Raw genomic sequence first — 21837 nt, forward strand, 5'->3', positions numbered from 1 at the left:
TAACTAGCAGGGGGATTATATAATGGAAAATACTAGCGTTAATGTAATCGGTGCTGGTCTTGCCGGTAGTGAAGCTGCATGGCAGATTGCCAAGCGAGGAGTTCATGTTAATTTATACGAGATGCGCCCTATCAAAATGACACCAGCGCATCATACTGAGAATTTTGCTGAACTAGTTTGTACGAATTCTTTAAGAGCTAATCAAATTACGAATGCCGTTGGTCTTTTGAAGGAAGAGATGAGACAGTTAGATTCAGTTATTATGAAGTCAGCTGACCATAATGCAATTCCGGCTGGCGGTGCGCTAGCCGTTGACCGTGATAAATTTTCTGGTGAGATAACTGATTTAGTTAAAAATCATGAAAATATTACGGTTATCAATGAAGAGTTAACTGAACTACCAAAAGGTCCAACAATTGTTGCGACAGGTCCTTTAACATCATCAGGTTTAGCAGAATCAATTAAACAATTAAATGGTAGTGAGGGACTTTATTTTTATGATGCAGCTGCACCAATTTTAGAAAAATCATCATTAAATATGGATAAAATCTACTTAAAATCACGATATGATAAAGGTGATGCTGCATACCTTAATTGTCCAATGACTAAAGAGGAATTTATAACCTTTTATAAGGCACTAATAGGGGCCGAAACTGCTGAAATGCATGATTTTGAAGATGAAAAATTTTTCGAAGGTTGTATGCCAATTGAAGAAATGGCTAGAAGAGGCGCTAAAACAATGTTATTTGGCCCTTTAAAACCAGTTGGATTAGAAGACCCTAAGACTGGTAGAACACCTTTTGCCGTTGTCCAATTGCGTCAAGACAATGCAGTCGGTGACTTATACAATATTGTTGGTTTCCAAACGCATCTTAAATGGGGCGAACAAAAGAATGTTTTCTCACTAATTCCAGGTTTAGAAAATGTTGAATTTGTTCGTTATGGTGTTATGCATCGTAATACATTTATGCGTTCTCCTGATACACTGGAACCAACATATCAGTCTAAATTTAGAAATGATTTATTTTTTGCTGGTCAAATGACAGGTGTTGAAGGCTATGTAGAAAGTGCTGCAAGTGGATTATTAGCAGGGATCAATGCCGCACATCTTGTTTTAGGAGAAGAGCTAGTCGTACTTCCTAAAACAACTGTGATGGGAGCTATGGCCCATTATATAACACATGCCAGTGGTAAACATTTTCAGCCGATGAATGCTAACTTTGGTATTATCCCTAAATTAGGCACAAAAATTCGAGATAAACAAGAAAAAAATCAAGCGGTTGCAAATCGTGCTCTAGAGCATTTAGCAATTGTTAAACCAAGTCTTTAAATATTTATGAAATATCTGATAAAATAATTGAGTTATACTTCATTGTTGTGCTACAGTAGTAGCGTTCAATGAAGTTTTTTTATACAATAAATGAGTAACATGGAGGAGTTTATTATGGCAACTGTTTCATTTCATGCAACAACAATTTGTGCCGTTAAGCATAATGGTCACTGTGCAATGGCCGGTGATGGCCAAGTCACAATGGGTGAAAAAGTTATTATGAAGGGGACTGCTAGAAAAGTTCGTCGCATATATAACGATCAAGTAGTTGTTGGTTTCGCTGGTAGCGTTGCCGACGCATTTAATCTTGAAGAACGATTTGAAAAAAAATTAAATGAATTTAGTGGTAATTTACAACGTGCAGCAGTTGAATTAGCTCAGGATTGGCGTAGTGAACAATCCTTACAAAAATTAGAAGCACTTTTGATTGTAATGAACAGTAATGAAATGTTATTAGTTTCTGGTAGTGGAGAAGTAATTGAACCTGACGATGACATTTTAGCAATCGGATCTGGCGGAAATTTTGCTTTGTCTGCTGCAAAGGCACTTAAGCATCATACAACTGATATGTCAGCTAAAGAAATTGCTGAGGCATCAATTAATATTGCCGGTGATATTGATATTTTTACTAACCATCATGTCATCTCAGAAGAATTATAGAAAGCGGGTAAATTTATGACTATAAGTGATAAAACACCAAAACAGATTGTTACAGAACTAGATCAATACGTTATCGGTCAAAATGATGCAAAAAAGGCCATTGCTGTTGCATTACGTAATAGATATCGTCGGATGCAACTTTCTGAATCAATGCAAAAAGATGTTACACCTAAAAATTTAATGATGATTGGGCCAACTGGTGTAGGTAAAACTGAAATTGCTCGTCGTTTGGCAACAATGCTTGAAGCACCATTTATTAAAGTTGAAGCAACAAAATTCACTGAAGTTGGTTACGCTGGACGTGATGTTGAATCAATGGTACGTGACTTGGTTGACGTGTCAATTAAATTAGAAGAAGATGCTCAATATGGCCGTGTTTCAGGCGCAGCTGAACGTATGGCTGATAAACGACTTGTAAAACTTCTAGTTCCAGGTATTAAAAAACAAAAAAAAGCCGAGAATGTTAATCTTATGCAAATGATGTCTCAAATTCAAAAAGGTCAAATACCTGCCGGATTAGATGCAAAAGATGAAGAGGAGGTCACTGACGACATTAGAAATGAACGACTATCTGTATCGGAACAACTAAGTCGTGGTTTATTAGAAAATAACGAAGTGACAATTAAAGTTGATGAACCTAAACAGCCTTCTGGTATGAATGGCATGATGGGACAAATGGGCATCGACTTAGGAGATACCTTAAGTGCATTAACACCAACACGCCAAGTAGAAAGAACGTTAACCGTAGCAGAAGCCCGTAAAATTTTAATTCGTGAAGAATCAAAAAAATTAGTTAATGTAGCAGATATCAATCAAGCTGCAATTGAACGTGCTGAAAACACTGGAATTATTTTTATTGATGAAATTGATAAAATTACTTCAAAATCTCAAAAAAATAGTGGTGAAGTTTCTAGAGAAGGCGTACAACGTGATATTTTACCAATTGTTGAAGGCTCTCAAATTTCAACTAAATATGGTGTTATTAATACTGATCATATCTTGTTTATTGCATCAGGTGCTTTTCATGAAAGTAAACCTAGCGATTTAATTGCTGAACTTCAAGGTCGTTTCCCAATTCGAGTTGAATTAGATGATTTGAGCCAAGCAGATTTTGTTAAAATTCTTACAGAACCTCATAATGCCTTAATTAAACAATATATTGCTTTAATTGGCACTGATAATATTAATGTGACATTTACAATTGAAGCAATTGAGAAAATATCTGAAATTGCTTACAACGTTAACCACGATACTGAAAATATTGGTGCACGCAGACTGCATACAATTCTTGAAAAATTACTTGAAGATTTACTATTTGAGGGTCCAGATATGCAAATGGGTGACATAACAATTACTGAAAGTTATGTTGAAGACAAAATTGGTAACATCGTTGCTGATAAAGATCTTAGTCGTTATATTTTATAGGATAGGGTGAACTAAAATGACAGTTGAACTTAAAAATGATTTCATCACAGTCAAAATTGCTGAACAAGGTGCTGAATTAATCAGTATTACCGGAAATGACACATCTATTGAATATATTTGGCAAGCAGATAAACAATACTGGGGTAGACATGCCCCAGTATTGTTTCCATTTGTTGGGCGTTTAAAAAATGATGAATATGCGTATGATCATAAAACATATAAAATGGGTCAACATGGCTTTGCCCGTGACATGCTTTTTACAGTGGTTTCTAAAAGTAAAACATCAGTTGTTCTGGAATTAGGTTCATCCCCAGAAACAATCTCAAAGTATCCGTTTAATTTTAGATTGAGATTACATTACATTTTAACTAATCATCAAATAAAAGTAATTTACGATGTTTATAACCCCGATGAAAATCCTTTGTTATTTTCTATCGGAGGACACCCAGCATTTAACGTACCACTTAAAAATGCTTATTTAAATCTAGAAAATTATCAAATTGAAGTGGCACCAAATGTTGAAAGACGTCAAATTCCACTAGTTGGACCTTTTAGCGATATCGAAAATGCAAAATCAGTTAAGTTCAACGAACCTATTAAGTTATCTCGCGAAACATTCAAAAATGATGCCTTAATTTACGAATTGAAACAACTAGAAACGACTATCTTACTTTCAACACCTGAAGATGATCATGGTGTTTCCGTGACATTAAATGGTGCAGATTACGTTGGTATCTGGTCGAAATATCCTGAAAATTCACCATTTGTTTGTATTGAACCATGGTGGGGAGTAGCTGATAATATTGAATCTACTGGTAATTTATCAGATAAAAGTAATATTTATACGTTAGAAAAAAATAAATCGTTCGAAGGTTCGTATGAAATCACAGTATTTTAAAAAAAAAATCGATGAAATAATCATCGATTTTTTTTATTTCGTAAATATAATCCAAGACCAAAAGGTACCATACTCTCAGTACCATTTAAAATACGTTTTATGTTGTCTCTATGTTTATAAATAACAAATATAGTCAAAATACCTGCAATACTAGTTAATAACCAATCTTGAAATAATATCGCTGTTATCGTAATACCAATAAATCCAATGACACTTGCAACACTTACCATACTCGTTAAAAGTATTAAAGAAATAAACATGGTACAAGCGATAAGAAAAAATAGCGGATTATACGGTAATAAAATACCCGCACCAGTAGCAACTGCCTTACCACCTTTAAATCCAGTAAATATTGAGAATGTATGTCCAGCTACTGCACCTACACCAATTAGTAAAGGACTAACGGTTGATGCGACCCCAAACATATAAGGGAGGCTTGCAGCTATAATTCCTTTTGATATATCCATCACTAAGACAACAGTCCCTGCTTTTGGTCCAAGAACTCGATAAGTATTAGTTGTACCAACATTACCACTACCAAAATTTCTGATATCCTTTTGATAAAAATATTTTCCAATCCAAACCCCTGATGGAATTGATCCTAAAATATAAGCGATAATCAACATTAATATGATTGTACCCATGATAATTCACTCCTTTCAGCCAGTAAATCCAATAAGTAGTATTTTAACATTCTTTTAAGAAGACACCAAAATTTTTTATAAAATAGAACATCTATTCGGATTTCTCTTTACATTTTAAAAAAGAATAGGTTATTATAGTAACGTTACTGTAGGAATACAGAGTAAGGGGCGTTTAACTGAATGACTAATCAAAATAAAACAAAATACAATGATGATTCAATTCAAGTTCTTGAAGGACTAGAAGCAGTTAGAAAACGACCTGGTATGTATATTGGGTCGACAGATGGCAAGGGATTACATCATCTTGTCTACGAGATTGTTGATAACGCAGTTGATGAAGCCTTGTCAGGATATGGTTCACAAATCGACGTTACAATCCACAGTGATAACAGTATTACTGTTGTAGATTATGGTCGTGGTATGCCTATTGGTATGCATGCATCAGGAATACCAACTGTTGAAGTTATCTTCACTGTCTTACATGCTGGTGGAAAATTTGGCCAAGGCGGATATAAAACGTCTGGTGGACTACATGGCGTTGGCGCAAGTGTCGTTAACGCATTATCTTCATCATTAACAGTTGATACCGTTCGTGATGGTATTCGTTATGAAGAAAAGTTTAAAAATGGTGGGCATCCAGTTGGGACTTTAAAAAAATTAGGTGCAACTAAACGAGCAAATGGAACAACAGTAACTTTTAAACCCGATGAAAGTATTTTTTCAACTACAATTTATAAGTATGATATTTTAGCTGAAAGATTAAAAGAGTCTGCCTTTTTATTACGTGGTGTCAAAATTGTTTTAACAGATGAAAGAACTGATAAACAAGATATCTATCATTTTGAAGAAGGTATTAAAGAATTCGTTGCTTATTTAAACGAAGACAAAGATACACTTGGCGAAGTGATGTATTTTGATGGCATTAAAGATAAAATTGAAGTAGAAGTTGCAGCACAATATAATGATGGCTACTCAGAAAACTTAATGTCCTTTGTTAATAACGTTCGGACAAAAGATGGTGGTACACATGAAGCAGGAATGAAGTCTGCTTGGACAAAAGCATTTAACGAATATGCCAGAAAATTAGGTCTTTTAAAAGATAAAGATCGTAATTTAGAAGGTAGTGATGTTCGAGAGGGCCTTTCAGGAGTCATTTCAGTGCGAATACCTGAAGAGTTATTGCAATTCGAAGGACAAACGAAGGGTAAATTAGGTACACCCGAAGCAAGATCTATCGTCGATAGCGTTCTGAGTGAAAAACTTGGGTTTTATTTGATGGAAAATGGTGAGTTTGCACAAGAACTTGTTAGAAAATCAATTAAAGCTAGAGAGGCTCGAGAAGCAGCTCGTAAGGCTCGTGATGATTCAAGAAATGGGAAAAAGAAAAAGAAAAATGATCGCTTATTATCTGGGAAATTAACACCTGCACAATCGAAAAACGCTAAGAAAAATGAGTTGTTTTTAGTCGAAGGTGATTCTGCCGGTGGTTCAGCTAAACAAGGTCGTGAACGCAAATTCCAAGCCATTCTACCTTTACGTGGTAAGGTATTGAATACTGAAAAGGCAAAATTACAAGATATTTTAAAAAATGAAGAAATTAATACAATGATTTATACAGTTGGCGCAGGTGTTGGTGCTGAATTTAAGCTCGAAGACAGTAACTACGATAAAATTATTATCATGACTGATGCTGATACTGATGGTGCGCACATCCAAACCTTATTATTGACATTTTTCTATAAATATATGCGTCCACTAATTGATGCTGGGAAAATCTATATTGCTTTACCACCTTTATATAAAATTCAAAAAGGAACGGGTAAAAAAATAGAGAGTATCTATGCTTGGACCGATGAAGAGCTTGATAAAGCAACAACAAAAATTGGACGTGGTTACAACCTACAACGATTTAAAGGTCTGGGCGAAATGAATGCAGATCAATTATGGGAAACAACTATGGATCCAATGACAAGAACTTTAGTTAGAATTCGAATTGATGATCCTGCACTTGCTGAAAAAAGAGTGACAACCTTAATGGGCGACAAGGTAGAACCTCGTCGAAATTGGATTGAAGAAAATGTTCAATTTTCACTTGAAGAGGACGGTAGTATCCTTGATAAGGTATCAAGTAAACAAGTTACTGATTTAAAAAATGAAGAAGATTTAACATTATTTGAAGATCAAACAACGACTGACTAAGGAAGGAGGATTATTAATTTGGCTATAGAAAAAGATACATCAAAAATTCAAGAGCTGACCTTAGAAGATGTTATGGGTGAACGATTTGGTCGTTATTCTAAATATATTATTCAAGAACGTGCTTTACCTGATATACGTGATGGCCTAAAACCTGTTCAACGTCGTATTTTATACGCAATGAATCAAGATGGTAACACATATGATAAAGGGTTTAGAAAATCTGCTAAATCTGTCGGAAATGTTATGGGTAATTTTCATCCTCATGGAGATAGCTCAATTTACGAAGCTATGGTCCGTATGAGTCAAAACTGGAAATTACGAACACCATTAATTGAAATGCACGGAAATAATGGGTCAATGGATGGTGATTCTCCTGCCGCAATGCGTTACACAGAAGCTCGTACAAGTAAAATTGCGACTGAAATGCTACGTGATATTGAAAAAGAAACGGTTGATTTCGTATTGAATTTTGATGATACGGAGTATGAACCAACTGTTTTACCAGCAAGATTTCCTAATTTGTTAGTAAATGGTGCAACGGGAATTTCAGCTGGGTATGCAACTGAAATTCCACCTCATAATTTAAGCGAGGTTGTTGATGCCGTTGTTTATTTAATTGGTCATCCAAATGCGACTTTAGATAAATTAATGTCATTCGTTAAGGGCCCCGATTTTCCAACCGGTGGTATTTTACAAGGACTATCCGGCATCCAGAGTGCTTATAAAACGGGGCGTGGTAAAGTAGTCGTTCGTTCTAGAACTGAGATTCAAGAACTAAAGGGTGGTAAAACACAAATTATTATTTCAGAAATTCCATACGAAGTGAATAAAGCTGTTCTTGTTAAAAAGATGGATGAAATTCGCTTATTAAAAAAAGTTGATGGGATTGCTGAAGTTCGAGATGAAAGTGATCGTGAAGGACTACAAATTGCAATTGAATTAAAACGCAACGTCAATGCACAAGGTATTTTAAATTATTTATTTAAAAATACTGATTTACAAATTTCGTATAATTTCAATATGGTTGCAATTAACCATCAACGACCTGAGTTAGTTGGCTTAAAAAAATTCTTATCTTCGTACTTAGAGTATCAATTAAGTGTTACGAAAAAAAGAACTGAATTTGATTTAAAAAAGGCTGAGTCTCGTCAACATATCGTTGAAGGGTTAATTAAAGCTTTATCAATTTTAGATAAAGTAATTAAAGCAATCCGTGCAAGTAAAGATAAAAAGAGTGCTAAATTAAGCTTAATGGATCTGTTCGATTTCACAGAAAAACAAGCTGAAGCAATTGTTTCATTACAACTGTACCGCTTGTCTAATACAGATGTGACTGCGCTTGAAAAAGAAAATGCAGAGCTTGCTGCAAAAATTATTGATTACAAAGCAATATTGGCAGATCCTAGTAAGTTATCTGATGTTGTGAAAAAAGAGCTTAAACAAGTATCTAAAGAATATGCCACACCTCGACTAACTGAAATTCAAGAACATATTGAAGACATTAAGATTGAAACAGCAGTTTTAGTAACTCCCGAAGATGTTCAAGTATTAGTTAGCCGTGATGGTTATCTCAAACGTAGCTCATTACGGTCATTTAACGCCTCAGGAGTAAATGAGAATGGTTTGAAAAACGAAGATCAAATTGTATTTAATGAATCTGTTAACACATTAGATCATCTATTTATGTTTACAAATAAGGGAAATATGATTTACCGTCCAATTCATGAAATAACTGAGGCAAAGTGGAAAGATACTGGGGAACATATTTCACAAACTATTGGATTAGATACTGATGAATATTTAATTAAAGCATTTTCTTTCAAAAAAGTGAATGTCCCTGGTAAATTTGTTTTTGCAACTAAAAATGGATTCATTAAACAAACACTGGTTTCCGACTTACAACCCGGACGAACTTATAAAGGTCATGCAAGTAAATTCATGAAATTGAAGGAAGCTAACGATGATGTTATCTTGATTTCATACTTGAAAGAAACGGATGACTCGTTATTCATTTTTAGTGCTTCACATGATGGGTATGGATTAAAGTATCCTCTCGAAGAAGTTCCTGTTGTCGGATCTAAAGCAGCTGGTGTAATCGCGATGAATCTTAAGAAGGATGATTATGTTGCCGCTACTTGTTTAGTAACTGAACATAGTCAGATTGGATTATTAACACAGCGCGGTTCATTTAAGCGTATGGCTGTATCAGAAGTGAGCTCGACAAGTAGGGCGAAACGTGGCGTTCTTGTTCTTAGAGAGCTTAAGAAGGAACCTCATAGAGTCGTTGGCATGAAACTCATTACTAAAGATGTGAATTTAAATGCCCTTACTGAAAGTGGCAATGAATTTATTATCGAACCAATGTCATATCCGCTATCTGATAGATATTCAAATGGTTCATTTGTTATTGATACAGAACAATTAGGAATACCTAATAATTTAAATGAGATTAATTAATAATTAAATTGTTAAAAAAAGGCAAATTTGTTTGCTCTTTTTTTTTATTACGCTTATTATACTAATATGACTATTAATTTCTAGAACTGAGGAGATCACGCTAATATGAAAACAAAGCAAGAAAATATATTTTCATCAAAAACGTTAACATATTTTTTACAGCTTGCAGATATAATGAATTATACGCAAGCAGCCCAAATATTAGGAATCACACAACCTGCATTAACACAGCAAATTAAAAAATTAGAAAGAACAGTTGGTGCACCACTTTTTTATTCTGTTGGTAAAAAATTACATCTTTCTGATGCTGGCTATACAATGCTAGATGCAACACACCAAATCTATGAAACATTAAATAAAGCAACGAATGAAATTCAACAATCAACAAGTGCAACACAAGGAGAAATTACTATCGGGATTTTGGCTTCAATCGAAGACGAAGTGTTTGATGATTTTGTTATCCAGTACTATAAAAATAATCCAGATATTATTGTGTCATTCCATTTACTAACGCGTAAAGAAATTTGGAGTGAACTTGAGAATAATAAAATTGATTTAGCTATTATGTATCTTCCAGATGAAAGTATTAAAAACTGGAAACCATACGAAAGTAAGAAAATCTTTACTGAAGATTTATTGTTTTTACATCATAATGAAAAGTTATCTTCTAAAAAGAAAGTTAGACTTCAAGAAACAATTGATAATGTTTGGGTCACTTATCCAAGTGATTATTATCTTGATAAAACAATTAAAACAATTTATCAAAATCAATTAGTTAACCTGCCAAAGAGTGTTGCTAGATTTACATCACCCACACAGATTTTAAAATTTGCTCGTGCAACACATGCTTATTCAGCATTACCAACTTCATTTTTAACGGCTCATCCTGAAAGCAAAGACCTTTGGACATCTCATTTTGATCCAGAAATAAAATTTGATTTGTCATTTGTCTTTAGAAAAGATAAAGATGAAATTCCTAGAAATGAACATTTTTTAAATGCATTTGATAAATTTTTAGAAGAAAAAGATTACATGACTCGACTTAAAGAAATTAACAAATAAAAAGGAGATTATAATAATGACTAAACAATTAATTTTTGGACATCAAAGTCCTGATACAGACGCAGTTGTAGCTGCTAAAGCATTCTCATATCTACAAAATAAATTAGGTTTCGATACTGAAGCCGTTACCTTAGGAACATTAAGTGAAGAAACAAAATTTGTTTTAGATTACTTTAATGAACCTGAACCAAGAATTATTGAAACAGCTAAAAATGAGGTTGAATCAGTTATGTTAGTTGATCATAATGAATCTCAACAAAGTGTTTCTGATATCGCTGATCTTGTTGTAACAGACGTTGTCGATCATCATCGTATTGCTAATTTCACAACCAATATGCCTCTTAATTTCCGCGCAGAGGCTGTCGGTTGTTCAAGTACCATCCTATGGAAAATGTTTAATGAAAACAATATTGAAATTCCTGCTAATATTGCAGGATTAATGATGTCAGCTATTATTTCTGATACATTGTTATTCAAATCACCTACAACGACTCCAGTTGATATTGAAGCAACTAAAGCACTTTCTAAAATTAGTAACACTGATTACAATGTATACGGATTAGATATGTTAAAAGCTGGAACTAATTTATCTAGCAAAACTGAAACAGAATTGATTAACGGAGATGCCAAATCTTTTGATATGGCTGGTAAAACAGTACGTGTTGCTCAAGTTAATACCGTTGATTTAGAAGAAGTTTTTAACCGTGAAGCTGCACTAGTTTCAGCGATTGAAGATGATAGTAAAGCTAATAATTATGATTTATTCTTACTATTAGTTACAAATATCCTAGACAGTGATTCAGAACTATTAGTTGTTGGAGAACCTAAAGAAATGGTTGAAAAAGCCTTCAACACAAAACTTTCTGATAACAAATTGTCATTACCTGGTGTTGTTTCAAGAAAAAAACAAGTTGTTCCTCAATTACAAGCTGTTTTTGAAGCTTAATAAAAAATCTTAAAAGTTTAGACTTTATCTCTAAGCTTTTTTATTTTAAGGAGAATTTAGGATGCTACCTGAAGAACAAATTCAAGCAGTTAAAATATATACGCAAAATAAATTAGCGTCAGATACTTCTGGACATGACTTTGCTCATATTGAACGAGTCGTTACAAATTCAAAAACGATTGCCTCAGAAATTCATAATATCAATTATTTAATAATTGTTCTTAGTAGTTATTTACATGACGTAATTGATGATAAAGTAGTCGATAATGTTAAAGAAGAAGTAACTAATTTAACAAATTTTTTAACATCTATTGATTTAACTTCACTTCAAATTAATGATATTTTAATAATTATTAAATCAATTTCTTTTAAAAACCAATTGAACGATAATACTATTAACTTGCCCGAAGAAGCAAAAGTTGTTCAAGATGCTGATCGATTAGATGCAATTGGTGCTGTCGGTATTGCTAGAACTTTTTATTACGGTGGACATGTTGGCAGTAAAATATATGATCCACATCGTGGTCCAAGAAGAAATATGACCCCAGAAGAATACAGGAATATTGAGAATCAAACGGTCATTAACCATTTCTACGAAAAGTTATTGACACTTACAGAAACAATGAACACTGAACCAGGAAAACGAATGGCTAAAAATAGACATCAAATTATGTTAGATTTCCTTGAGAATTTCAAATCTGAATGGGAAGGAAAGTCATAAAATAAAAACGATTAACTCAATATCGAGTTAATCGTTTTTATTTTATAATTTATTAATAGCATTCCGTTGTTCTTCATCAATCATATGGGTATATAACGCAGTTGCACTTGTCGAACTCTGACCCAATTGTGTTGCTACAAGTTGTTCATTCTTCGTCTCTAGGTACAATTTAGAAGCGAGTGTATGGCGTAGTTTATGCGGCGTAACACGGACTTTAAATGCAGATGAGTACTTGGCTACCAATTTTTCAATTGTACCACTCTCAATGCGTTTTCCAATTCCACGATATGATGAACAAAATAGGGCTTTTTCCATTTTATCTACTTTATAGTTCATTGTACGCACTTCAATATATTTAACAAGATAGGGGATTACCCACGGTGCAATTGGCACAGTATCCTTCTTGCCACCTTTTCGAATGACGGTAATATTATTTGTTTTTAAATTTAAATCAGGTAGGTCACTATTTGCAACTTCTGAAACCCGTAAACCACTACCTAGCATTAAAGCGTTAATAGCAATATCGCGATCTTTATCCCGTTTGAAAAAGGAAAGACCTTTAGGCTTTAACAAATCGGCATATTTTTGATCAATAAAGTTAATATAATCACGATCTTCAGTTCCAAGCATTAATTTATCTTTAATATTTGCTGCACGTGTAGCAAACGTTTCGTTATCTTTTACGACAGTAATTTTTTTCATCACATTACGATAAAAATATGGCTCTCCATCTTCTTTTTCCGTTTCTTCAGAAAGATACCTGAACAATGAAGAAATCGCTGTTAGAGAACGATTTACAGTGCTCCTAGAGAGTTGTGTGTTGCTATTTGCATTATTTGATTTACTTCTAGAAAGTAGGGAGGATTTATATAGTTCCATATCTTCCTTTTTTAAATGTTCTAAAACACTAATATCGATTGTCTTAATTGATTTTTCGTTAACAATACCTTCTGCCAGTAACCAATCAAAAAAACGTCTAAACTCTGTTAAATATTGATATAACGTTGCATTGGATAGGGGGATTGTAGATTTAGATTGATAGTATTCCTGCGCATACCAAGGTTGGTACTGTAATTCATTCTCAATTAATTCTAAATATTTTTCTTTTCTCAAAAATACACCTCATTATAACGGATAGTTTAATACGTAGAGAATAACACATTAAAGAGTTACAATTCAACTTTAATGAAAGTTGAACGCAAAATGTTCTTATATCAAACAGTATGATACATATTATTTAAAATTAGTGTTTATTCACAAAATAACTAATATATTTAATACTTTAGATTTTAAGTAATCCTTATATAGCTAATACCATAATTTGGCAAATTATGGTCGTCATGCTTGATATGTATCTACAAATATTAGTGTTAATTATATAATTTATTGGAGAATAATAATTGTAAATATATTTTATGATGAACAAATTATATTTACATAAAATAAAATGAGCGAGATACAAATACAAAACGAATGATAATTTAAATAGACTTGTTTAAAATCAGTAAGATATTGCGCTACTAAACTTTCATTAAATTGTGTGTTTTAACTAAAGTTGGATAGTGTTAATATGATAAGTCTCAATTTACCACTCATTTGATGCTTTTAAACTTTATCTATTAACTTAAAATTATTTTCTCCGACATACTATTATCTAGTCACAGTTACATCTTAATTATTATTTGAAAACAAAAAACTAACAACCGATTAAACCGGTTGTTAGTTTTAATAACTCTTAAGCTTGATCAAAGTCTTTAATCCACGCTAATGCTAATGCTTTTTCACCTAAATGTGTCCCAATGACTGGTCCAAAGTAACTGATATCAAATGTCATATCAGGATATTTCTTCTTCATTTTAGTCTGCCACTTAATTGCTGACGTTTCATCATTTGCATGAATAATAAGTCCACGTAAAGGATAATCAACAGATGCACGATGCTCTTCAAATAAATCTTCTACACGCTTAATTGCCTTCTTAGTTGATCTAATCTTTTCAAATGCAACAATTTTATTTGAAACACTATCAAATGTTAAAATTGGCTTAATTTTAAGAACACTTCCAATAAAGGCTGAAGCATTAGACAAACGACCGCCTCGTACAAGATTTTGCAAATCATCAACAATGAAATATTCACCTAACGTTGTCTTCAAATCATCTAATCGGGCAATGATATCATCGATAGAGGCATCTTCTTTAGCCATTTTAGCAGCTTCCAAAGCTAAATATCCCATTAACATAACTGTGATACCAGAATCATACGGTATCACACGAGTTGACTCAATTGTTGGTGCTATATTTTTTAAATTATCAATAAATCCTGAAATTGTATTTGTTAAATGAATACTTAAAATAATATCATAGCCTTCGCTACCTAATTTATCATATAAGTTAATCATTTCCCCAACAGAAGGCTGTGAGGTACTTGGAAAGGATGCAGATGTCTTTAATTTTTCATAGAATCCTTCAGTTGTAATATCAACGCCTTCATTATAAATTTTATTGTCAATAATGACTGGGATAGGAATTATAGTAATATTGTTCTCTTCAATCTGATCTTTAGATAGGTACGAAGTACTATCTGTTACAATTGCTATTTTCATTAATTAAACACCTCATTTTATGACGGTTTAAACGTCAGTCCTCGTTAGACTTTTGTCTAAGCGATTTAATAATATTCTTAATAAATTTTGTTCATCTTCTGGCCACTTTTCAAAAATAGTTGCTTCAAGTTCAGTAAAACCTTTATCAACTGCTTTTGACGACTCAACGCCGATTTCAGTCATTGTATAAATCAATTGGCGTTTATCGTCACCGATACTATGCTTATCAAGCATTTCTTTTTCAACTAAGCGTTTTAATTGTCGACTTAGTGTTGAGATATCTAGATCTGTTTCTACGGCCAATTTTTCCTGTGTGTTAAATTTAGCACTTATTTTCTTTAATAACTGCCACTCAGATATTGTTAATTGATTTTTTTTAGTTAAACGTTGTAAAATCACTTTATACTGTTTATCAATTGATAGTAAGTTTTCAAGACTTGTTTTCATTTTGTTGACCCCTTAAATTCGATATACCTTGCATTATACAATATATAGACTAAAAATGGCAAGAAAACTATTCAATAATGATTCTTTGCGATTTATCGTTTAAAACGTTACACTTGTAGTTATTAAACATATTTTATAGAAAGTGAGTTGATTAAATGTCATTTGATGGCGTTTTTACTCATGCAATGATTAGTGAACTAAGAACCAAACTAATCGGTGGTCGGGTCTCAAAAATATCACAACCCTACCCTAATGAGGTTATTATTACAATTCGTGCAAATAGAAAGAATCAACCCTTACTATTATCTGCACATTCAAGTTATGCTCGTGCACAAATTACAAATATTCCCTATTCAAATCCTAAAACACCAACTAATTTTACTATGATGCTTCGTAAATATTTAGAGAGCGGTCAACTTGTAGCAATTGATCAGATTGCTAATGATCGTATTATTAATTTTTCATTTTTAACTAGAAATGAACTTGGTGATGAACAACCTCTAATTTTAAGTTTAGAAATGATGGGACGTTATAGTAATTGTCTACTAATTAATCCAACTAATGATAAGGTTTTGGATACCATTAAACATATTAGTTCAGACCAAAATCGATATCGTATGCTAATACCTGGTGCAACCTATCGTCAGCCACCAGCTCAAGATAAATTAAATCCATTTACAGATACAACTGATACATTTAAAAAACTTTTATCCGAGTTTCCAAATAAGGAAGTCCTAGCGAAGGAACTTCAAAATAGCTATCAAGGTCTCGCTGGTCAATCTAGTTTAGATCTTGCAACTGCACTTCATACTAATGTTGAAGACCCTAGTGTCAGCTGGTCAACTTTCTTCACACAATTTGATACACCGACACCAACTATTTTATCTGGCAAACGTCTTGATTTTTCGGCCATTCCAAATAAAGAAATTGGTACTGGTCAAGAATTCGATTCATTAAGCGAAATGCTGGATACTTACTATCTCGATAAAGCAAATAAAGACCGCGTTCAACAACAAGGTAGCCATTTAATCCGCGTTGTTAAAAATGAGCTCAAAAAGAACCGTGGTAAACAAAAAAAATTAGAAAAAACTTTAAAAAATACTGAAACAGCGGATCAATTACGGGTCCAAGGTGAATTATTAACTACTTATCTTCACTTAGTTAAACAAGGAATGACAGAAGTTTCATTACCTAATTTCTATGATAATGAAAAAGAAATGACCATTCAATTATCCAATCAAATTTCACCTTCAAAAAATGCACAAAAATATTTTAAAAAATATCAAAAACAAAAGAATGCAGTTATATTTGTTAATGAGCAACTTCTCCTAAATAAAAAAGAAATTGCTTACTTAGAAGAAATTCAATCAGAAATCGAGTTAGCTGAACCTAAAGACTTACCAGATATTAAGGTTGAATTACAACAACAAGGTTTATTAAAAGAACAAAAATTGAATAAAAATAAAAAAGCAATTAAAATTAAAATAAGTAAACCAGATGAATATTATGCAACAGATGGAACCCTTATCTCTGTTGGTAAGAATAATCTTCAAAATGATCAACTAACCATGAAGACAGCCAATAAATCTGACATCTGGCTACATGCTAAAAACATTCCTGGTTCCCATGTAATTATTCACAGTTCTAATCCTAGTGATGAAACAGTCACAGAAGCGGCTAACTTAGCTGCTTATTTCTCAAAATATCGTCAATCAGCATCTGTTCCAGTAGATTATATCCAAGTTAAACGGATTAAAAAGCCCAATGGCTCAAAGCCAGGTTTTGTTGTCTACGAAGGTCAAAACTCAACCTTTATTACACCAGACTTACAAAAAATTATGGCTATGCGTCGTAAATAAAAAGTTTCAACTAAGAAATTATTCTTAGTTGAAACTTTTTTACTATAACCAATTACTTGGATTGATACGCCATTTATCCAATAATAATTTTTCATCAGAATTAATTTTTTCTTGTTCCTTAGCTACTTTAATAAGTGTTGAATAATTAGTTAATGTCTCAAAAGGTGTTTTAATATCAGCAAAATTTGTCGTACTTGCCGCTAGTTCATAACTAAAAATACCGATGACACCTAGAACATCAGCGCCTTCATTTTTTGCTGCATTAACTGCTTGAATAACACTTCCACCAGTTGAAATGAGATCATCAATTAAAATAGTTTTTTGTCCTTTGATTAATCGTCCTTCAATTTGTTGACCAGTACCATGATCTTTAGGCTTTGTTCTAACATAAATTAACGGTAAATTTAATTCATTAGCAATCCATGCTGCATGGGGTATTCCTGCAGTTGCCGTTCCTGCAATTACCTCTGTATCAGGATATTTTTCACGAATAATACCTGCTATGCCTTTAGCGATTCTAGTACGAATTTCAGGATAACTAATCGTTAACCGATTATCACAATAAATTGGACTTTTTAGTCCACTTGCCCAAATAAACGGCTTCTTTGGCGATAAAGTTACGGCACCAATCTCTAATAAATCACTGGCAACTGTCTCTGCTAAATTCATTTAAGCTTCCTCCCACATTTTTTTGATTGCTTGGTAAGCAGCAAACGGATCTACTGCTTGCGTTATTGATCGTCCGACAACGATGGCGCTACTTTGATTTCTTTTTGCAGCAGCTGGTGTCATTACTCTTTTTTGATCACTTACTGCCTGCCCTTCCAATCGTATTCCAGGTGTGACTGCCAAAAAGTTTTTGGAAGTTGCTTCCTTAATTATTTTAGCTTCTTGTGCTGAACAAACAACACCCGCTAATCCAGCTAATTCTGTTAACTTAGCGTAATTAACGACACTTTCAATTAATGGTCGTTCAACCAATTGTTCCGTTTCTAGTTGTTCTTGGCTGGTAGAAGTTAATTGTGTAATTGCGATTATTTTCGGCATTTTTATTGAGGAATTACCTTGGTCTAATCCATCTAATGCATATTTCATCATTTCAACGCCACCAGCCGCATGGACTGTTGTTAATGAAATACCTAGTCGACTTAAACTGGTCATAGTTTGCCGAACAGTATTTGGAATATCATGACATTTTAAATCAAGAAAAATGTCATGCCCCTGATCAATTAATTCTTCAACAAAACGAGTTCCTTCACTGTAAAACAATTCCATACCAACTTTAACAAATAGTTGTTCATCTTGAGGAAATAACTGTAAAAAATCTGTCGTTTGCATTCTATTCTGAAAATCTAAAGCAATGATAGGTCGATTAATCATTATCTACTCCCCTTAATTTTTATAGTGCTGCTACTGAAAATGACTGGCTTTCTAACGCTTGAATAAGTACATCAACAGTTTGTAAAGATGTAAACAATGGAATATGTTGCATTACTGATATTTTACGCGTTTGATAACCATATGATGCTTTATCGTGATCATCTGATAGTGTATCGATAACAAATTGAACGGTTCCAGTTTGTAACAAATTATTAATATCATCTAATTGTCGGTTAACGCTTAATGCCTCTGTACTGGTAAACGTTTTAATCTGATTATCTAAAAAGAAATCAACCATTTTTGGTAATGTTAAAACTTTGTAACCAAGTAAAACAAATCGTTGAACAAGTGGTAATATAGCATTTTTATTTTTGTCGTTAACATTTACTAATACGGAACCATTACCTGATAAACTAATATTAGCGGCTACTAATGCTTTGCAGAGTGCTTTAGAAAATGTTTGATCCGTTCCCATAACTTCCCCGGTTGATTTCATTTCTGGTCCTAGAAATGGATCAACATCATTCAATTTACTAAATGAGAACACAGGCGCTTTTACATGAACAGAACTAGATTCTGGGTATAAACCATCCTGGTAACCTTGTTCTTGCAAATCATAACCTAATATAATTTTAGTCGCTACCTGGGTCATTTTAATACCTGTTACTTTACTTAAAAATGGAACGGTACGACTGGCACGTGGATTAACTTCTAAAATATAAAGTTCATCTTGATGCACAATAAATTGAAGGTTCATTAATCCCACACATTTTAGTTCAAGTGCAATCTTTTTAGTTGCATTAACGATTTCTGCTTTAATCTTGTCTGATAGATGTTGTGATGGATATACAGCCATTGAGTCGCCTGAATGAATTCCAGCATGTTCAATATGCTCCATAATTCCTGGAATTAAGACAGAAACACCATCACAAATTGCATCTACTTCACACTCAATACCTTCAAGATAACTATCAATTAAGATTGGATGTTGTGGTGCGATTTTAACGTTATTTAGCAAATATAATTCGAGTTCAACCTGATTTTGAACAATCTCCATTGCACGTCCACCTAAAACATAGCTAGGTCTAACAAGAACGGGATAACCGATTTCTGTTGCTCGCTTAAGCACATCTTCTTGTGTTATTGCAGTCTTACCAATGGGTTGTTTTAATCCTAGATGCTTAATCGCTCGGTTGAATGACTCTCTATCCTCAGCACGATCCAAATTGTTAACAGACGTTCCTAATATTTTAATGCCATACTGTTGTAATCCCGCAGCAAGATTAATTGCTGTCTGTCCACCAAACTGAACGATTACACCTAAAGGTTTATCAACATCAATCACATTTAAAACATCTTCCAATGTTAATGGTTCAAAATATAATTTATCAGCGATTGAAAAATCAGTTGAAACGGTTTCTGGATTACTATTCATGATAATTGCTTCATATCCTGCGTCACGGATAGCTCTAACACAATGAACTGTTGCGTAATCAAATTCAACACCTTGACCAATTCTAATGGGACCAGAACCAATAACCATAATTGCTTGTTTTTTACTCTTTAAACTCTCATTCTCATGTTCGTACGTACTATAAAAGTATGGTGTGGCTGATTCAAATTCCGCAGCACAGGTATCAACCATTTTATAAACTGGAATAATATTATTTTCTATTCTAAACTTTCTAATATCCTCCGAAGTTTCGTGCCAAATATCAGCAATAACTTTATCACTAAAACCATGTTTTTTAGCTTCAATAAGGACGTCAATATCTTTAATATTGATACTTAGCGACATTTCAATTTCGACTATGTGTTTTAATTTATCCAAAAAGACTAAATTTATTTTTGTTAGTTTTTCAATTTCTTCAATTGTGTACCCGCGACGTATTGCTTCTGTTAAATAAAACAATCTCTGGTCAGTTGCATTAACCAACTGGTTTTCAAGTTGGGAGTCAGTTGCATTTTGAGCATTATCTAAGCACAAGTAATCTTCATCAATTTCTAAAGATCGAACTGCTTTTAACAAGCTTTCTTCCATATTACGACCAATTGCCATAACCTCACCAGTTGCCTTCATTTGCGTTCCAAGTGAACGATTTGCTCGATTGAACTTATCAAATGGCCAACGTGGTATTTTAGCAACAACGTAGTCCAATGCTGGTTCGAATTCAGCAAAAGTTGTTTTAGTCACTGGATTTAAAATCTCATCTAAATTCAATCCAACTGCTATTTTGGCAGCTATCTTCGCAATTGGGTATCCCGTTGCTTTTGAAGCTAATGCTGATGAACGACTTACACGCGGATTAACTTCTATAATATTATATTTAAAACTATGAGGATCTAGAGCAAGTTGTACATTACAACCACCTTCTATTTTTAAGGCCCTAATTAATTTCAAGGATACGTCTCGTAACATCTGATACTCTCTATCAGATAAGGTTTGAGTTGGTGCAAAGACAATAGAGTCTCCTGTATGAATACCAACAGGATCAAAATTTTCCATGCTACAAACAACAATTGCATTATCAGCGTGGTCTCGCATAACCTCAAATTCAATTTCCTTGTATCCTGCAATACTCTTTTCTATCAAGCATTGTGTTGTTGGTGATAGCTCTAATCCATTAACAACCGTTTTACTAAGTTCTTCAGCTGTTTTACATAGACCACCACCAGTCCCACCCATTGTAAATGCAGGTCTAACAATAACTGGGTATCCTGCAATATCTGCAAATTCTAGCGCACTCTCTAAGGTTTCAACAGTTAGTGATTCCGGAACGGGTTCATTTAACTCTTGCATTAATTGTTTAAATTGTTCACGATCTTCAGCTTGATCAATTGATTTTAATTTAGTACCTAATAATTCAATGTTTAATTCATCTAATATACCTGATTGAGACAATTCCATAGCTAAATTAAGGCCAATTTGACCACCTAAAGTTGGTACAATGGCATCTGGATACTCTTTACGTAAAATACCTGAAACTGATTCTACCGTTAAAGGTTCAATGTACACTTCGTCTGCAACTTCTTTATCCGTCATAATTGTAGCTGGATTGGAATTCACTAAAACAACTTCGTAACCCTCTTCTTTTAAAGATAAACAAGCTTGTGTACCAGAATAATCAAACTCTGCGGCCTGACCAATAATAATAGGACCAGATCCAAGAACCATTATTTTATGGATATCATTTCTCTTAGGCATAT

Annotated in this window: 17 protein-coding genes; 10 read left to right on the forward strand and 7 right to left on the reverse strand. The window is 33.4% G+C overall.

Annotated features, from left to right (window positions below):
• The first annotated feature begins 22 nt into the window (after positions 1 to 22).
• From trmFO to AC1RPW_RS02415, 4 genes are all read left to right on the forward strand, one after another.
• A complete protein-coding gene (gene trmFO / locus AC1RPW_RS02400; RefSeq protein ID WP_481761326.1) occupies positions 23 to 1330 on the forward strand; it encodes an FADH(2)-oxidizing methylenetetrahydrofolate--tRNA-(uracil(54)-C(5))-methyltransferase TrmFO in 1308 nt (435 codons plus the stop codon).
• Between the two features lie 114 nt (positions 1331 to 1444).
• Complete coding sequence (hslV, locus tag AC1RPW_RS02405) at positions 1445 to 1990, forward strand: HslVU peptidase proteolytic subunit (protein WP_409022532.1); 546 nt, start codon at positions 1445 to 1447, stop codon at positions 1988 to 1990.
• Between the two features lie 15 nt (positions 1991 to 2005).
• Entirely contained in the window at positions 2006 to 3415 is a 1410-nt protein-coding gene (hslU, locus tag AC1RPW_RS02410; protein ID WP_409022533.1) for an ATP-dependent protease ATPase subunit HslU, read from the forward strand.
• A gap of 16 nt (positions 3416 to 3431) precedes the next feature.
• Positions 3432 to 4313, forward strand: coding sequence for an aldose 1-epimerase family protein (locus tag AC1RPW_RS02415; RefSeq protein WP_481761325.1), 882 nt, complete (start codon positions 3432 to 3434; stop codon positions 4311 to 4313).
• Positions 4314 to 4333: 20 nt separating this feature from the next.
• Here AC1RPW_RS02415 and plsY read toward each other — a convergent pair whose 3' ends face one another.
• On the reverse strand, positions 4334 to 4957 hold the full coding sequence (gene plsY / locus AC1RPW_RS02420; RefSeq protein ID WP_481761324.1) for a glycerol-3-phosphate 1-O-acyltransferase PlsY: 624 nt from the start codon (positions 4955 to 4957) through the stop codon (positions 4334 to 4336).
• A gap of 180 nt (positions 4958 to 5137) precedes the next feature.
• Here plsY and parE point away from each other — a divergent pair, with 180 nt between their 5' ends.
• From parE to AC1RPW_RS02445, 5 genes are all read left to right on the forward strand, one after another.
• Positions 5138 to 7156, forward strand: coding sequence for a DNA topoisomerase IV subunit B (gene parE / locus AC1RPW_RS02425; RefSeq protein ID WP_481761323.1), 2019 nt, complete (start codon positions 5138 to 5140; stop codon positions 7154 to 7156).
• 24 nt (positions 7157 to 7180) lie between these two features.
• Positions 7181 to 9613: a DNA topoisomerase IV subunit A gene (gene parC, locus AC1RPW_RS02430; protein ID WP_481761409.1), complete on the forward strand. Its 2433-nt coding sequence runs from the start codon at positions 7181 to 7183 to the stop codon at positions 9611 to 9613.
• Between the two features lie 105 nt (positions 9614 to 9718).
• Positions 9719 to 10675 carry a LysR family transcriptional regulator gene (locus AC1RPW_RS02435; RefSeq protein WP_481761322.1) on the forward strand — a complete coding sequence of 319 codons (957 nt, stop codon included), beginning with the start codon at positions 9719 to 9721 and terminating at the stop codon, positions 10673 to 10675.
• A 16-nt stretch (positions 10676 to 10691) separates the two neighbouring features.
• A complete protein-coding gene (locus AC1RPW_RS02440; protein WP_481761321.1) occupies positions 10692 to 11621 on the forward strand; it encodes a manganese-dependent inorganic pyrophosphatase in 930 nt (309 codons plus the stop codon).
• 61 nt (positions 11622 to 11682) lie between these two features.
• A complete protein-coding gene (locus AC1RPW_RS02445) occupies positions 11683 to 12342 on the forward strand; it encodes an HD domain-containing protein (protein ID WP_481761319.1) in 660 nt (219 codons plus the stop codon).
• 42 nt (positions 12343 to 12384) lie between these two features.
• On the opposite strand, the gene xerS is transcribed toward AC1RPW_RS02445, so the two are convergent.
• The 3 genes from xerS to AC1RPW_RS02460 form a co-directional block, all read right to left on the reverse strand.
• Complete coding sequence (gene xerS, locus AC1RPW_RS02450; protein ID WP_409022540.1) at positions 12385 to 13455, reverse strand: tyrosine recombinase XerS; 1071 nt, start codon at positions 13453 to 13455, stop codon at positions 12385 to 12387.
• A 622-nt stretch (positions 13456 to 14077) separates the two neighbouring features.
• Positions 14078 to 14944, reverse strand: coding sequence for a DegV family protein (locus AC1RPW_RS02455; protein WP_481761318.1), 867 nt, complete (start codon positions 14942 to 14944; stop codon positions 14078 to 14080).
• 27 nt (positions 14945 to 14971) lie between these two features.
• Positions 14972 to 15391: a MarR family winged helix-turn-helix transcriptional regulator gene (locus AC1RPW_RS02460; protein WP_481761317.1), complete on the reverse strand. Its 420-nt coding sequence runs from the start codon at positions 15389 to 15391 to the stop codon at positions 14972 to 14974.
• A 155-nt stretch (positions 15392 to 15546) separates the two neighbouring features.
• Between AC1RPW_RS02460 and AC1RPW_RS02465 the strand changes: the two genes are divergently transcribed.
• Positions 15547 to 17250: an NFACT RNA binding domain-containing protein gene (locus AC1RPW_RS02465; protein WP_481761316.1), complete on the forward strand. Its 1704-nt coding sequence runs from the start codon at positions 15547 to 15549 to the stop codon at positions 17248 to 17250.
• Between the two features lie 42 nt (positions 17251 to 17292).
• Here AC1RPW_RS02465 and pyrE read toward each other — a convergent pair whose 3' ends face one another.
• The 3 genes from pyrE to carB are packed head-to-tail and all read right to left on the reverse strand — an operon-like array spanning position 17293 to position 21835.
• Positions 17293 to 17919, reverse strand: coding sequence for an orotate phosphoribosyltransferase (gene pyrE / locus AC1RPW_RS02470; protein WP_481761315.1), 627 nt, complete (start codon positions 17917 to 17919; stop codon positions 17293 to 17295).
• Positions 17920 to 18633: an orotidine-5'-phosphate decarboxylase gene (gene pyrF / locus AC1RPW_RS02475; RefSeq protein WP_481761408.1), complete on the reverse strand. Its 714-nt coding sequence runs from the start codon at positions 18631 to 18633 to the stop codon at positions 17920 to 17922. It lies immediately after the preceding gene.
• Positions 18634 to 18649: 16 nt separating this feature from the next.
• Complete coding sequence (gene carB, locus AC1RPW_RS02480) at positions 18650 to 21835, reverse strand: carbamoyl-phosphate synthase large subunit (RefSeq protein WP_481761314.1); 3186 nt, start codon at positions 21833 to 21835, stop codon at positions 18650 to 18652.
• Between the last annotated feature and the right edge of the window lie 2 nt (positions 21836 to 21837).

This window comes from Dellaglioa sp. CoH-55-MRSF-8 (assembly GCF_056782195.1).

What these genes read in the sequence shown, in the direction of transcription:
- trmFO (WP_481761326.1), top strand. Translation starts at nt 23, where the DNA reads ATGGAAAATACTAGCGTTAATGTAATCGGTGCTGGTCTTGCCGGTAGT.
- hslV (WP_409022532.1), top strand. Translation starts at nt 1,445, where the DNA reads ATGGCAACTGTTTCATTTCATGCAACAACAATTTGTGCCGTTAAGCAT.
- AC1RPW_RS02415 (WP_481761325.1), top strand. Translation starts at nt 3,432, where the DNA reads ATGACAGTTGAACTTAAAAATGATTTCATCACAGTCAAAATTGCTGAA.
- AC1RPW_RS02435 (WP_481761322.1), top strand. Translation starts at nt 9,719, where the DNA reads ATGAAAACAAAGCAAGAAAATATATTTTCATCAAAAACGTTAACATAT.
- pyrE (WP_481761315.1), bottom strand. Translation starts at nt 17,919, where the DNA reads ATGAATTTAGCAGAGACAGTTGCCAGTGATTTATTAGAGATTGGTGCC.
- parE (WP_481761323.1), top strand. Translation starts at nt 5,138, where the DNA reads ATGACTAATCAAAATAAAACAAAATACAATGATGATTCAATTCAAGTT.
- AC1RPW_RS02445 (WP_481761319.1), top strand. Translation starts at nt 11,683, where the DNA reads ATGCTACCTGAAGAACAAATTCAAGCAGTTAAAATATATACGCAAAAT.
- carB (WP_481761314.1), bottom strand. Translation starts at nt 21,835, where the DNA reads ATGCCTAAGAGAAATGATATCCATAAAATAATGGTTCTTGGATCTGGT.
- plsY (WP_481761324.1), bottom strand. Translation starts at nt 4,957, where the DNA reads ATGGGTACAATCATATTAATGTTGATTATCGCTTATATTTTAGGATCA.
- hslU (WP_409022533.1), top strand. Translation starts at nt 2,006, where the DNA reads ATGACTATAAGTGATAAAACACCAAAACAGATTGTTACAGAACTAGAT.
- AC1RPW_RS02465 (WP_481761316.1), top strand. Translation starts at nt 15,547, where the DNA reads ATGTCATTTGATGGCGTTTTTACTCATGCAATGATTAGTGAACTAAGA.
- AC1RPW_RS02455 (WP_481761318.1), bottom strand. Translation starts at nt 14,944, where the DNA reads ATGAAAATAGCAATTGTAACAGATAGTACTTCGTACCTATCTAAAGAT.
- AC1RPW_RS02440 (WP_481761321.1), top strand. Translation starts at nt 10,692, where the DNA reads ATGACTAAACAATTAATTTTTGGACATCAAAGTCCTGATACAGACGCA.
- AC1RPW_RS02460 (WP_481761317.1), bottom strand. Translation starts at nt 15,391, where the DNA reads ATGAAAACAAGTCTTGAAAACTTACTATCAATTGATAAACAGTATAAA.